This window comes from Humibacter antri, from assembly GCF_054777235.1.
Window position 1 is genome coordinate 145,095 of the sequence record NZ_BAAHAW010000005.1, and the last position, 12,719, is coordinate 157,813.

The 12,719-nt window shown below is 67.5% G+C and carries 13 protein-coding genes; 4 read left to right on the plus strand and 9 right to left on the minus strand.

The features are described 5' to 3' along the window. The first annotated feature begins 10 nt into the window (after positions 1-10). Genes zwf through pgl form a run of 3 tightly spaced genes read left to right on the plus strand, consistent with a single transcriptional unit; the run spans position 11 to position 3,278 of the window. The gene (gene zwf, locus ACYVDK_RS03515) at positions 11-1,549 is read left to right on the plus strand and encodes a glucose-6-phosphate dehydrogenase (RefSeq protein ID WP_460518023.1); all 1,539 of its coding nucleotides are present in this window, start codon (positions 11-13) and stop codon (positions 1,547-1,549) included. After that, a complete protein-coding gene (locus ACYVDK_RS03520) occupies positions 1,546-2,511 on the plus strand; it encodes a glucose-6-phosphate dehydrogenase assembly protein OpcA (RefSeq protein WP_460518026.1) in 966 nt (321 codons plus the stop codon). The genes zwf and ACYVDK_RS03520 overlap by 4 nt, the downstream gene beginning before the upstream one ends. Further along, positions 2,508-3,278: a 6-phosphogluconolactonase gene (pgl, locus tag ACYVDK_RS03525; RefSeq protein ID WP_460518029.1), complete on the plus strand. Its 771-nt coding sequence runs from the start codon at positions 2,508-2,510 to the stop codon at positions 3,276-3,278. The genes ACYVDK_RS03520 and pgl overlap by 4 nt, the downstream gene beginning before the upstream one ends. On the opposite strand, the gene ACYVDK_RS03530 is transcribed toward pgl, so the two are convergent. From ACYVDK_RS03530 to rapZ, 9 genes are all read right to left on the minus strand, one after another. Next, the gene (locus ACYVDK_RS03530) at positions 3,275-4,888 is read right to left on the minus strand and encodes an outer membrane protein assembly factor BamB family protein (protein ID WP_460518032.1); all 1,614 of its coding nucleotides are present in this window, start codon (positions 4,886-4,888) and stop codon (positions 3,275-3,277) included. The genes pgl and ACYVDK_RS03530 overlap by 4 nt on opposite strands. A 116-nt stretch (positions 4,889-5,004) precedes the next feature. After that, on the minus strand, positions 5,005-5,373 hold the full coding sequence (locus ACYVDK_RS03535) for an RNA polymerase-binding protein RbpA (protein ID WP_460518035.1): 369 nt from the start codon (positions 5,371-5,373) through the stop codon (positions 5,005-5,007). A gap of 42 nt (positions 5,374-5,415) precedes the next feature. After that, complete coding sequence (gene secG / locus ACYVDK_RS03540) at positions 5,416-5,661, minus strand: preprotein translocase subunit SecG (RefSeq protein ID WP_460518038.1); 246 nt, start codon at positions 5,659-5,661, stop codon at positions 5,416-5,418. 52 nt (positions 5,662-5,713) lie between these two features. Continuing rightward, positions 5,714-6,526 carry a triose-phosphate isomerase gene (tpiA, locus tag ACYVDK_RS03545; protein ID WP_460518041.1) on the minus strand — a complete coding sequence of 271 codons (813 nt, stop codon included), beginning with the start codon at positions 6,524-6,526 and terminating at the stop codon, positions 5,714-5,716. Further along, positions 6,523-7,740, minus strand: coding sequence for a phosphoglycerate kinase (locus tag ACYVDK_RS03550; RefSeq protein ID WP_460518044.1), 1,218 nt, complete (start codon positions 7,738-7,740; stop codon positions 6,523-6,525). Before ACYVDK_RS03550 ends, tpiA begins: the two co-directional genes overlap by 4 nt. 23 nt (positions 7,741-7,763) lie before the next feature. Next, positions 7,764-8,774, minus strand: a complete 1,011-nt coding sequence (gap, locus tag ACYVDK_RS03555) for a type I glyceraldehyde-3-phosphate dehydrogenase (protein ID WP_460518047.1) — start codon at positions 8,772-8,774, stop codon at positions 7,764-7,766. 100 nt (positions 8,775-8,874) lie between these two features. After that, positions 8,875-9,501, minus strand: coding sequence for a superoxide dismutase (locus ACYVDK_RS03560; RefSeq protein ID WP_460518050.1), 627 nt, complete (start codon positions 9,499-9,501; stop codon positions 8,875-8,877). Between the two features lie 96 nt (positions 9,502-9,597). Further along, a complete protein-coding gene (gene whiA, locus ACYVDK_RS03565; RefSeq protein ID WP_460518053.1) occupies positions 9,598-10,575 on the minus strand; it encodes a DNA-binding protein WhiA in 978 nt (325 codons plus the stop codon). 85 nt (positions 10,576-10,660) lie between these two features. Next, complete coding sequence (gene rapZ, locus ACYVDK_RS03570) at positions 10,661-11,545, minus strand: RapZ family nucleotide-binding protein (RefSeq protein ID WP_460518056.1); 885 nt, start codon at positions 11,543-11,545, stop codon at positions 10,661-10,663. A gap of 286 nt (positions 11,546-11,831) precedes the next feature. Between rapZ and ACYVDK_RS03575 the strand changes: the two genes are divergently transcribed. Further along, positions 11,832-12,680, plus strand: coding sequence for a M23 family metallopeptidase (locus ACYVDK_RS03575; RefSeq protein WP_460518059.1), 849 nt, complete (start codon positions 11,832-11,834; stop codon positions 12,678-12,680). The last annotated feature ends 39 nt before the right edge of the window (positions 12,681-12,719 follow it).

A 12,719-nucleotide genomic window follows, 5' to 3' on the forward strand; every position in this document is an offset into this window, starting at 1 on the left:
GAGGAGATCCATGTCACCGGTGGAGATCACCGCGGATCACAATCCGCTCAGGGCGCCGGAAGACCGCCGGCTCAACCGCATCGCGGGCCCGTCGAGCCTCATCATCTTCGGCGTGACGGGCGACCTGTCTCGCAAGAAGTTGATGCCGGCGGTCTACGACCTCGCCAACCGAGGCCTTCTTCCGCCAGGGTTCGCCCTCGTCGGCTTCGCCCGGCGCGACTGGGAGGACCAGGACTTCGAGAAGGTCGTCTACGACGCGGTCAAGCAGTACGCGCGCACGGAGTTCCGCGACGAGGTGTGGCGGCAACTGGCTCAGGGCATCCGTTTCGTTCCCGGCGAATTTGACGACGATGCCGCGTTCCAGCGACTCAAGAACACGGTCGATGCGCTGGACCGCGAGCGCGGCACCATGGGCAACCACGCGTTCTACCTGTCGATCCCGCCGAAGGCGTTCCCGCTCGTCACAGAGCAGCTGCGTCGTTCCGGCCTGGCCGAGCAGTCGAAGGGATGGCGACGGGTCGTCATCGAGAAGCCGTTCGGCTCCGACCTGAAGACGGCGCGCGAGCTCAACAAGGTGGTCGAGACGGTGTTCCCGCCGGACGCCGTGTTCCGCATCGACCACTACCTCGGCAAGGAGACGGTGCAGAACATCCTGGCGCTGCGCTTCGCCAACGAGCTGTACGAGCCGATCTGGAACGCGAACTACGTGGACCACGTGCAGATCACGATGGCTGAGGACATCGGCGTCGGTGGCCGTGCCGGCTACTACGACGGCATCGGTGCCGCGCGCGACGTCATCCAGAACCACCTCCTGCAGCTGCTCGCCCTGACGGCCATGGAGGAGCCGGTGTCGTTCGACGCTGCCGACCTGCGCGCCGAGAAGGAGAAGGTGCTCAAGGCCGTGCGGCTGCCGCGAGACCTGGCGACCGCTACGGCGCGCGGGCAGTACTCGGGCGGTTGGCAGGGCGGTGAGAAGGTCGTCGGGTTTCTCGACGAAGACGGGATGAACCCGAACTCCACCACAGAGACCTACGCCGCCATCAAACTCGAGATCGGCACCCGCCGCTGGGCCGGCGTTCCGTTCTACCTACGGGCGGGCAAACGGCTCGGCCGCCGCGTGACCGAGATCGCCGTGGTGTTCAAGCGCGCGCCTCAGCAACTCTTCGCCGAGTCGCAGACCAGCGCTCTCGGACAGAACGCTCTGGTCATCCGGGTGCAGCCCGACGAGGGTGTGACGATCAGGTTCGGCTCCAAGGTTCCGGGTGCGGGCATGCAGGTGCGCGACGTGAGCATGGACTTCGGTTACGGCCACGCGTTCACCGAGGCCAGCCCAGAGGCGTACGAGCGCCTCATCCTCGACGTGCTGCTCGGCGACCCGCCGCTGTTCCCGCGTCACGAGGAGGTCGAGCTGTCGTGGAAGATCCTCGACCCGATCGAGGAGTTCTGGGCATCGCACGGCGCCCCCGAGCAGTACCGACCGGGTACCTGGGGCCCGGCATCCGCTGACGAACTACTCGCCCGCGACGGGCGGACCTGGAGGCGCCCATGATCGTCGATCTGCCCGACACCACCACGAGCAACGTGTCGAAGACCCTGATCAAGATCCGCGAAGAAGGCGGAGCGGTTGCGCTCGGCCGGGTTCTCACGCTGATCATCGCCACGCGACTCGGTCAGGAGGAAGAGGTCATCGAGGCGGCGAACGAGGCGTCGCGCGAGCATCCGATGCGCGTCATCGTGGTCTCGACCGCCGCCCCCGATCATCCGCACGCGGATGCCGCCAGCCGGCTCGACGCGCAGATCCGCGTCGGCGGCGACGCCGGCGCGAGCGAGGTCATCGTTCTGCGCGCCTACGGCGAGACCGCGAGCGACGAAGAAGGCCTGGTGACGGCACTGCTTCTGCCGGATGCGCCCGTCGTCGTATGGTGGCCAGGGACGGCGCCCGATGTGGTGTCAACATCCGCGCTCGGGCGCATCGCGACCTGCCGCATCACGGACTCGTCTTCCGCGGGCGATCCGCACGAGGTGCTGTTGCACCTCGCCGAGACCTACGCTCCCGGCGATACCGATTTCGCGTGGACCAGGCTCACGCTGTGGCGGGCCCAGCTCGCGGCCGCCCTCGACCAGCCGCCCTACGAGGCGGTCGAGTCGGTCGAGGTGTCGGGCGCTCCGGACTCGCCGTCGACGGTGCTGCTGGCCGCGTGGTTGCGCCTGCAACTGGATGCTCCGGTGCAGCACGACCTGACAGCACGGCAGCGCGGTCTGAGCGGCATCCACGGCGTGCAGCTGCGCCGGGCGTCCGGCACGATCGAACTGGTGCGCGACATCCCGGATGTGGCGACGCTGAGCCAGCCCGGAGAGCCGACGCACGATCTCGCGCTCCCCCGTCGCAACCTGCGCGACTGTCTTGCTGAGGAGTTGCGCCGTCTCGACCCGGACGAATTGTATGGCAGGGTCCTGACCAAGGGGCTTCCGCTGCTGGAGGCGGAGGAGCGGGAAGCGGCGGCACGATGACCGGGGAGCGTCGCGTGCTCGTCCACCCGGACCGGGACGCCCTCATCTCCGCCGTGGCCGCGCGTTTCCTCTCGAAAGCCGCTGACATCGTCGCGGATCGTGGGAAGGCTCATGTGTGCCTCACCGGTGGCACCGTGGGCATCGGCGTGCTTGCCGCCGCCGGAAGTTCCGAGATGCGCGGTCTGGTCGACTGGTCGAAGGTGCACTTCTGGTGGGGAGACGAACGTTGGGTGCCCGTCGACTCGGACGATCGCAACGACAAGCAGGCCAGGGACGCGTTCCTCGACCTGCTCGAGATCCCGGAGACGAACATCCACGCGTTCCCCGCGACCGATTCGGGTCTCGACCTCGACGCCGCGGCGGACTTCTACTCCCGCGAGCTCGCGCGGTTCTCGAAGAAGGGCGTGCCGTACCCGCGCTTCGACATCACGTTCCTCGGCGTCGGGCCCGACGGGCACATCGCGTCGTTGTTCCCCGACCGGTCGGGCATCCGTGAGACCGAGCGCACCGTCGTCGCGGTGCGTGACTCCCCCAAGCCGCCACCTGAACGGCTCAGCCTGACACGGCCGGTGCTGAACGCCTCTGCGCGCATCTGGCTCGTGCTCGCCGGCGCAGACAAGGCATCCGCCCTGGGTCTTGCCCTGGCCGGTGCCAGTTACACGGAGGTGCCTGCTGCCGGGGCGAAGGGTCGCAAGCGCACGGTCTTCTTCGTCGATCAGGATGCCTCGGCGGAGGTGCCGGAGAGCCTCATCGCGCAAGAGTATTAGCCCGCGGGTGTGCTGGGTATGCCGTTCACCGTCGAGGGAACGGTGTAGGCGACCAACTGCGGCGTTCCCGCCGAGGCCTTGGACGTCTTCGGTGCGCCGGCGGGCACGAGTACGGTGTTGCCGAACACCGCGATCGGTGCATTCGTGGACACCGGCAGCTTGAGGCTGTCCACGACCTTGCCGGTTGTGCGGTCCAGCGCGATCAGCTCGCCGGTGTACAGGGTCGTGAACACGAGGTCGCCGGACACGGTCGTCGCACCGAGGGGCATCGTCGACACCTTGGTGTCCCATTCGACCTTGCCAGTGTTCAGGTTCAGCGCCTCGATCTGCCCGCTCTCCTTGGCGCCGGTGGGCGGCACGCCGTTCACGCCGGTCGACTTGGCCAGCGAGAAGGGGAGGTCGATGGTCGCGACGAATACACTGCCGTCTCCGACTGCGATGTTCGACAGCACGCCGCCGAGCGCGCCTGGCTCGTAGGTGTACGGGTAAGACGGCTTGAACTCGTTCGACAGCGCCCTGGCGGAGTCTGAGTCCGTGCCGTTGTGCACGCCGACCGGTGTCTTCCACAGCACGGCGCCGGTCGACGCGTTCGTCGCCACGACGAAGCCGAGCTTGCCCGACCCGATTACCGCGGGCTCTCCCCCGACCACTGACTGCACCGGGGATGCCTGGATGTCGTGGTCCATGAAGTCGTTCGGCACGGCCTGGTAGTACCAGCGCAGCTTGCCGGTGGCGGCATCCAGGTTCACCAGGCTGTCGGTGTAGAGCTGGCGCGACGCATGCGACACCGCCGAGCCGATCGACTGGTACGGGTTGCCGATGCCGAACGAGACGGACCCGTCGCTTCCCACCAGCGGCGTCTCCCAGGAGCCGCCCGAGCCGAGGCCCAGCGACTTCACCCCTTCTGCGATGCCGCCCGTGACGGTATCGAACTTCCACAGCAGGTGCCCGGACGACGCGCTCAGGGCCATCAGGACGCCCCCTCCGGCGCCTGAGCCGTATGCACTGGCCAGATAGACCCGGCCGTCGGCGACCTGCGGCTGGATCTCGAACGTGCCCTCGTCGCTGCTCAGCAGCCTGGAGTTCTGCCACTCCGGTTTGCCAGTGGCGGCGTTCAGCGCGAACACGCTGTCCGGCGTGTCCCCGTACACGACGCCACCGGAGACGGCGACGCCGTTCGGTCCCGGCCCTGTCGCCTCCGGCGTGTTCACCTGATGCTCCCACTTGAGCTTGCCGGTCGTCAGCGAGACGGCGTACACGTTGCAGTCCAGGTCTTGGAGGTACGCGAGCCCGCCGACGACCACCGGTGCGGCCGCGAACGCCCCGACATCCTTCACCCCCGCCGCCGGAGTGCCGGTCAGGCTGAGCGACCAGGCCTCGCGCAGGCCCGACACGTTGACGGAGGAGATCGTCGAGGTCGTCGCATCCCTGGTGTTGGCGAGGTCGCCGTTCGGGTACGGCCACGAGCCGTGCGGCGGCGCTGCGTCGGGGAACGAGGTGCTCTTCGCCGTCGGAGCGGTGGAGCCGGTGCTGCTGCAGGCCGCCGTGAGCAGGGTCAACGCCGCCGCCGCCGCGCACCAGGCGATCCGACGTGTCGACCCAGCCCTCATCGCGTCACCGCCTATCGAGAAAAGTGATATCTCAATAGTACGAGCGCTGGACTGTGAGAATCAATGCTCGGGGCGCGGCGGCATCCGATCGTGGCAGCGACCCGGGCTGAGCCCCGCTACTTGGTGGGCGTGAGCCGGCCTCGACGCTCGCGGAGCTGCTTCAGGGCCTCATCGAGGAGCTGCTCAGCCTCCTCCTCGGTGCGGCGCTCCTTGACGTACGCGAGATGCGTCTTGTACGGCTCGAGCTTGGACATCGCCGGCGGGTTCTCCTTGTCCCGGCCGGCGGGAAGACCCGACGTCGGGCAGTCGATGGTGTCCGGGATCTCCTCGTCGGGAAGGTTCGCCGCGAAGTAGCGGACGGTCTCGTTGCCGAGGGCGTCCCAATACTGCACGGCGATTCGCTCCGCGTGGAAACCGTGGTCCTGCTCGCCCATCGGGCCCGATCCGACCCGGGACCCCCTGATCGCGCTGCCGCCAGCTGACATGAATCCTCCTTGATAGCGCGAAAGGTAACGACGGATGCGTCGCTACGCGCTGAACTTCGTGATGAGTCCCAGCACGACGATGCAGGCGATCCAGACCAGGCCGAGGATGACCGTGATGCGGTTGAGGTTGCGCTCAGCCACACCGGAGGCTCCGAGGTTGGAGGTCATACCGCCGCCGAACATGTCGGACAGACCGCCCCCGCGCCCCTTGTGCAGCAGGATGAGGAGCGTCAGCAGGAGGCTCGTGATGCCGAGCAGCACCTGGAGGACGACCGTGAGAATCTGCAAGAGTGAAGGGCCTTTCGGGTTGCGGGAGGCGAGGATCAGTATATCGATTTCCTCAAACCCCGACGTGCTTCTGGTAACGCACGATCGCTGAGAAGCCGTCGACGTCCAGGCTCGCGCCGCCGACGAGTGCGCCGTCGACGTCCGGCTGGCGCATGAATGCGGCTATGTTGTCCGCTTTCACAGATCCGCCGTAGAGGATGCGTGTGGCCGTCGCGGTCTCGTCGCCGAGGCGCTCGGCGATTGCGGCGCGCAGCGCCGATGCGACCTGCTGCGCCTGGTCCGGCGTCGCCGCCTGGCCTGAGCCGATCGCCCACACAGGCTCGTATGCCACGACGAAGTCGGCACCCTTCGGAATCGACTCCAGAACCGCATTCAGTTGCGCGACGGGCACAGCGCTCGCACCGTGCGTCTCCAGGTCCTCGGCGGTCTCGCCCACGCAGAGCAGCGGAACGAGTCCGGCACCGAGCGCGGCAGCGGTCTTCGCCGCGACGACCTCGTCGGTCTCGCCGTGCAGCGTACGCCGCTCCGAGTGGCCGATTACGACGTAGCTGCAGTCGAGCTTGGCCAGGAACTGGGCAGCGATCTCTCCGGTGAACGCCCCGGGGGCGTGCTCACTGACATCCTGAGCGCCATACACGATCGGCAGCTTGTCGGCTGCCACCAGGGTCTGCACGCTGCGTAGATCGGTGAACGGGGGAAAGACCGCGACCTCGACCGTGCCGAAGTCGTGGCGGGCGTCCTTCAGACTCCATGCCAGCTTCTGCACGAACGCGATCGACTGCAGGTGGTCGAGGTTCATCTTCCAGTTGCCGGCGATGAGCGGAATGCGCCCACCCTGCGGTACCTCGTTGCGAGCCTTGGTCATGCCTGCCATCCCAGTACCTCCAGTCCTGGCAGCGACTTGCCCTCGAGGAACTCGAGGCTCGCTCCCCCGCCGGTCGAGATGTGACCGAACTGATCGTCATCGAAGCCGAGCACGCGAACGGCGGCGGCGGAGTCCCCTCCGCCGACGACGCTGAGGCCGCGCGTCTCGGTGAGCGCCTGGGCGACGGCGCGGGTGCCGTCCGCGAACGGCGCCAGCTCGAACACGCCCATCGGGCCGTTCCAGAACACCGTGACCGACTCGCGGACGATCTCGGCGAACTTCGCCGCGCTTTCCGGGCCGATGTCGAGGCCGAGGCCGGATGCGCCCCACGGCGTGTTCTCGATGCCGGCGATGGGCCGGACCTCGTGCTCCGCGTCGGCGCCGAACCTCGACGCCACGACGATGTCGGTGGGCAGGATGAGTTCGACGCCGAGCTCCTGCGCCTTCTTCAGATAGCCACGCACCGTCTCCAACTGGTCCTCCTCGAGGAGGCTGGAGCCGACCTTGTGGCCCTGCGCGGCGAGGAAGGTGAACAGCATGCCGCCGCCGATCAGCAGTGTGTTCACGCGCGGGAGCAGATGCCCGATCACACCGAGCTTGTCGGAGACCTTCGAGCCGCCGAGCGCGACAGTGTATGGGCGCCCGGGGCTGTCGGTGAGGCGCTCGAGAACGTCGAGCTCGGCCGCGATGAGCAGGCCGGCAGCGTTCGGCAGCGCCTTGGCGAGCTCGTAGACGCTCGCCTGCTTGCGGTGCACCACGCCGAAGCCGTCGGAGACGAAAGCGTCGCCGAACTCCGCGAGCTTCGCGGCGAACGCGGCACGGTCATCCTCGGACTTGCTCGTCTCCTCCGGGTTGAAGCGGAGGTTCTCGAGCACGGCCACGTCGCCGTCAGCGAGCGAGGAGACGACATCTGTCGCCGATTCCCCCACGGTGTCCGTGGCGAAGCGAACCCGCTTGCCGAGCAGCTCGCCGAGCCGCGCAGCGACCGGCGCCAGGCTGTATTTCGGGTCGGGAGCACCGTCGGGGCGACCGAGATGCGAGATCACGACGATGCGGGCGCCCTGCTCGATGAGGGCGTTCAGGGTGGGCAGCGACGCACGGACGCGGCCGTCGTCGGTGATCTCCCCGTCCTTCAGCGGGACGTTGAGATCACAGCGGACGACGACCGTTTCACCGGCGAGCGCACCCAGCGAGTCGAGAGTGCGGAGCGTCAATCGAGTTCCTCGGTGTCGCGGGTCTAGAGACGCTCGGCGACGAACTCGGTCAGATCCACGAGCCGGTTCGAGTAGCCCCACTCGTTGTCGTACCAGCTGGAGACCTTCACGAGGTTTCCGCTGGCGTTCGTCAGCCCGGCGTCGAAGACCGACGAGTGCGGGTTGTGCTGGATGTCGGTGGAGACGATCGGGTCGTCGTTGTACTGCAGGATGCCCTTCAGTCGTCCGTCTGCCGCGGCGGCCTTGTACGCCGCGTTGATCTCATCGACCGTGAGGTTCTCGCGCCCGGTGACGAGGGTCAGGTCGACGATCGAGCCGACCGGGACCGGCACGCGGTACGAGGAGCCGCTGAGTTTGCCATTGAGCTCAGGGAGGACGAGGCCGATGGCCTTGGCGGCACCGGTGGAGGCCGGAACGATGTTGATCGCGGCGGCGCGGGCGCGGTGCAGGTCCTTGTGCGGGCCGTCCTGGAGGTTCTGGTCGGCCGTGTAGGCGTGCGCGGTCATCATGAAGCCGCGCTCGATGCCGAACGTGTCGTTGAAGACCTTGGCCAGCGGCGCGAGGCAGTTGGTGGTGCATGACGCGTTCGAGATGATGTGCATCGTCGCCGGGTCGTACTTCTCCTCATTCACACCCATGACGAACGTGCCGTCCTCACCGCTCGCGGGTGCGGAGATGATGACCTTCTTGGCACCGGCGTCGATGTGCTTGCGCGCCGCGGCGGCGTTGGTGAAGAAGCCGGTCGACTCGATGACGATGTCGACGCCCAGGTCTCCCCACGGCAGGTTCGCCGGGTCGCGGTCGGCGAGCACCTTGATCGGCTTGCCGTTCACGACGATGCTCTCGCCGTCTACCTCGACCGTCGCATCCAGGCGGCCGCCAACCGAGTCGTACTTCAGCAGGTGCGCGAGCGTCTTCGTGTCGGTCAGGTCGTTGACGGCGACGATCTCGAGGTCGCTGCCCTTCGCAAGCGCTGCGCGGAAGTAGTTGCGACCGATGCGGCCGAACCCGTTGATGCCGATCTTCACGGACACGAATGTCTCCTGTTACTGGGGCGCCGTTCGGCGCTGGATTCATTGGGGGGCGAACGGACGACGGTGTCCCGGGCGGATCCCGTCCGGGACACCGACCCGATTACGACAGTACCAGGAGGCCTGAGGTCTTCTCGCGTGCCCGCGTGAAGCGTCCCTGCACATCGGCCCAGTTGGTGATGTTCCAGAACGCCTTGACGTAGTCCGCCTTCACGTTCTGGTAGTCGAGGTAGAACGCGTGCTCCCACATGTCGAGCATGAGGAGCGGAACGGTCGCCGTGGCGAGGTTGCCCTGGTGGTCGTAGAGCTGCTCGATGATGAGTTTCTGGCCGAGGGAGTCCCAGGCGAGGATGGACCATCCGGAGCCCTGGATGCCGAGCGCCGACGCCGTGAAGTGCGCGCGGAACTTGTCGAACGAGCCGAAGAAGTCGTCGATCGCAGCACCCAGCTCACCCGCCGGCTTGTCGCCGCCGTCCGGGGAGAGGTTCGTCCAGAACACGGTGTGGTTGACGTTGCCGGCCAGGTTGAAGGCGAGATCCTTCTCCAGCTTGTTGATGTTCGTCAGGTCGTCGGTGTCGCGTGCCTCGGCGAGCTTGGCGAGAGCGGTGTTCGCTCCGTCGACATAGGCCTTGTGGTGCTTGTCGTGGTGCAGTTCCATGATCCGACCGCTGATGTTCGGCTCGAGTGCCGAGTAGTCGTACGGAAGGTCAGGAAGCGTGTAGTCAGCCATTCACTCTCTCCTCGTGATCGACCCGCGTGCGATGTGCGCAGCGCGGTCTGAGCAACCGTTCCAGCTTAGTGAACGGCGCGCCGACCGGTCGGGCGGCTACAGGTCGAGGTCGGCAGGCAGGCTGGCCTCGGTGCCGGGGATCCCCAGCTCGGCCGCGCGCTTGTCCGCCATAGCGAGCAAGCGGCGGATGCGTCCGGCGACGGCATCCTTCGTCATCGGCGGGTCGGCGTGGTGTCCGAGCTCGTCCAGGCTTGCGTCGCGGTGCGAGAGTCTGAGTTCGCCCGCGTAGTGCAGATGATCAGGGATGGTCGGTCCGAGTATCTCCATGGCGCGCTCCACCCGCGCGCACGCGGCCACCGCCGCCTGGGCGGAGCGTCGCAGGTTCGCGTCGTCGAAGTTCACCAAGCGGTTGGCGGTGGCGCGCACTTCACGGCGCTGCCGCAGCTCCTCCCAGGTTCGCACGGTGCCTGTCGCGCCCATGCGGGCGAGCATGGCGCTGATCGCCTCCCCGTCGCGGATGACCACACGGTGCACGCCCCGCACCTCACGCGCCTTCGCGGGGATGTCGAGGCGGCCGGCCGCGCCGACGAGCGCCATCGCGGACTCGTTGCCGGGGCACGTGACCTCCAGCGCGGCGGAGCGGCCGGGATCCGTGAGCGAGCCATGTGCCAGGAACGCGCCGCGCCACACGGCGGCCAGGTCGTGCTTGGAGCCGGTGGTCAGCCGATTCGGCAACCCTCTGATCGGCCGGCGGTGCTGGTCGAGGAGGCCGGTCTGACGGGCGAGCGTCTCGCCCCCCTCGAGCACCCGCACGGTGTAGACCGTGTTCTTGCGGATGCCGCCGGCCGAGGTGACGGAGACCTCGCTACGCACCCCGTAGAGTTCGGCGAGCGCCTTGCGCACATGGCGGGCCAGTGCGGGCGAGTCGAGTTCCGCCTCGACGGCGATGCGGCCTGAGATGAGATGGAGCCCGCCTGCGAGGCGCAGGATGGTGGCCAGTTCCGCCGCGCGCACCGTGTTCTTGCCCGCCTCGACGCCGAGGAGTTCTTCTTTGACGTCAGCGGTCAGTGCCAATCGGGTGTTTCCGTTCTGTATTGAAAGGTCTCGTGTCGGTGGTGACTGCCATTCCGGCAGGGAGGCGACGCGATACGCGATCAAGTCATTCCCGGCCGAGATCACGGTGCTTGATCGCCACCGCAACGCCGGGAGCATCGCGCAGACGAGCGGCCAGTGCTTCCGCTATGGCCACCGAGCGATGCTTGCCCCCAGTGCAGCCTACCGCGATGGTGGCGTGCCGCTTGTTCTCCCTGCGATAGCCCTCCAGCACCGGTCGCAACGCCTTCGAGTAGTCATCCACGAACTCCAAGGCGCCGGTCTGCTCCAAGACGAACTCGCGCACGTCGGGGTCGAGACCGGTCAGCGCCCGCAGTTCGGGCTGCCAGAACGGATTGGGCAGGAAGCGGGCATCGGCGACCAGGTCGGCATCCGGCGGCAGCCCGTATTTGAAGCCGAAGCTCAGGAGAGTGAGTTGGATGTCGGCAGAATCCTGCGCGGCGAAGATCTGGTTGATCTCCACCGCCAGCTGATGGATGTTGAGGTCCGACGTGTCGATGATGATGTCGGCCGATTCGCGTAGTTCGCGCACGCGGGCACGCTCGGCCATGATGCCGTCGAGGATCGTGCCGGTGCCCTGCAGCGGGTGCGGACGCCGCACGGATTCGAAGCGCCGCACGAGCGCCGCATCCGTAGCGTCGAGGAAGAGCACGCGCACCTGCACGCCGCCGCGCAGAGACTGGATCATCTCCTGCAGGTCGGAGAAGAGGCCGCGGCCTCGCACATCGACGACTGCCGCGACCCGCGGCAGACGTGACCCCGCGCGACCGGCAAGGTCGATCAGCGGGCGCAGCATCTGCGGCGGGAGGTTGTCGACGACGTACCAGTCGAGGTCTTCCAGCGCGTTGGCCACCGTCGAGCGACCCGCCCCGGACATGCCGGTGACGATCAACAGCTCCTGCTGCTCCGAGGTCTCCGGTTCTTCCCCCATGCGTCCTCCGCCACGCCAGTCGCAGGTGCTCGATCTTCGAAGCGATCGGGCTCGTATCAGCCTATCCGCAACGCTGGTCCGGCCTGTGCGAGGCGAGTTCTAGCCGAAGCGCAGGGCGCAGTGGGCTCCTCGCAGCACTTCCGGTGATGGGGAAGAGTGTCGGCTGCGCGGTGGGATGTGACAGAACCGTAATCTTCGAGTATTTTCAGACAGTCGATCTCGACGCTCACACGTTCCCGCACGGGTTCGTCAGCGCACTCAGGATCGGCGACGACACGAAACGCCTATGAACGAATCCCGCATCAGGAACCGCCGCATCAGACACCGGGCCGATCCGGCCGAACGGCGCCGCGCCCGCATCGCACGCGCAACCACGGACAACGGGCGGCGGCCGTACCGTCGCGGTCCACGCGACGCCGGTGGAGCCATCCGGCGGGTGCTGCGGCCGTTCCTGATCTTCAGCGTCGTCGCCGGCCTGTTCGCGACGGTCTCGCTTCCGGCATTCGCCTCGTCGCCACAGGGCGACCCGGTGGCGACGATGTCTTACCATCACGGCGCCGCTCAGCGACTCGCCATCGGCGCCGTCATGGCGCCGGATCCGCAGCACGACGACTACACCGCGACGACTCAGGACGAACTGGACCGGGCCAAGGCGGCAGCCGCCGCGGTCGCCAAGACCAAGCAGGCGGCGTCGGCGCTGAGCAACGTCGACCTCAGCATGGTCGCTCCGGGCAGCGGCGCGGTGCGCTGGCCGCTGCCCTACTACGACTCGATCGGTGACGGATTCATGTCCAGAGGCGGCGAGCACCAGGGGGTCGATCTGCTCGTGGGCGCCGGCACGCCGATCTTCGCCGCGGCGGCCGGCACCGTGAAGGTCTCCAGCGAGAGCTACTACGGTTACGGCGTCGGAATCGTCATCCAGCACGAGATCGGCGGCCAGCGCGTCGAGACCACCTACGGGCACATGACCTACGGCAGCCGTGCAGTCCAGGCCGGAGACACGGTCGCCGCGGGCCAGTTGATCGGTCTCGTCGGGAGCACAGGGCAGTCGAGTGCGAACCACCTGCACTTCGAGGTGCGGGTGAATGGCGGCCTGGTCGACCCGATCGCATGGCTGCGAGCGAACGCCGGCTGACGGCATCTGCGCTGTCGTTCCGGGCGGCTGCGGCTGATG

Bases quoted from the DNA above. Each gene is read 5' to 3' on its own strand.
- pgl (WP_460518029.1), top strand. From the start codon at position 2,508: ATGACCGGGGAGCGTCGCGTGCTCGTCCACCCGGACCGGGACGCCCTC.
- ACYVDK_RS03520 (WP_460518026.1), top strand. From the start codon at position 1,546: ATGATCGTCGATCTGCCCGACACCACCACGAGCAACGTGTCGAAGACC.
- zwf (WP_460518023.1), top strand. From the start codon at position 11: ATGTCACCGGTGGAGATCACCGCGGATCACAATCCGCTCAGGGCGCCG.
- tpiA (WP_460518041.1), bottom strand. From the start codon at position 6,526: ATGACCAAGGCTCGCAACGAGGTACCGCAGGGTGGGCGCATTCCGCTC.
- ACYVDK_RS03530 (WP_460518032.1), bottom strand. From the start codon at position 4,888: ATGAGGGCTGGGTCGACACGTCGGATCGCCTGGTGCGCGGCGGCGGCG.
- ACYVDK_RS03560 (WP_460518050.1), bottom strand. From the start codon at position 9,501: ATGGCTGACTACACGCTTCCTGACCTTCCGTACGACTACTCGGCACTC.
- ACYVDK_RS03535 (WP_460518035.1), bottom strand. From the start codon at position 5,373: ATGTCAGCTGGCGGCAGCGCGATCAGGGGGTCCCGGGTCGGATCGGGC.
- rapZ (WP_460518056.1), bottom strand. From the start codon at position 11,545: ATGGGGGAAGAACCGGAGACCTCGGAGCAGCAGGAGCTGTTGATCGTC.
- ACYVDK_RS03575 (WP_460518059.1), top strand. From the start codon at position 11,832: ATGAACGAATCCCGCATCAGGAACCGCCGCATCAGACACCGGGCCGAT.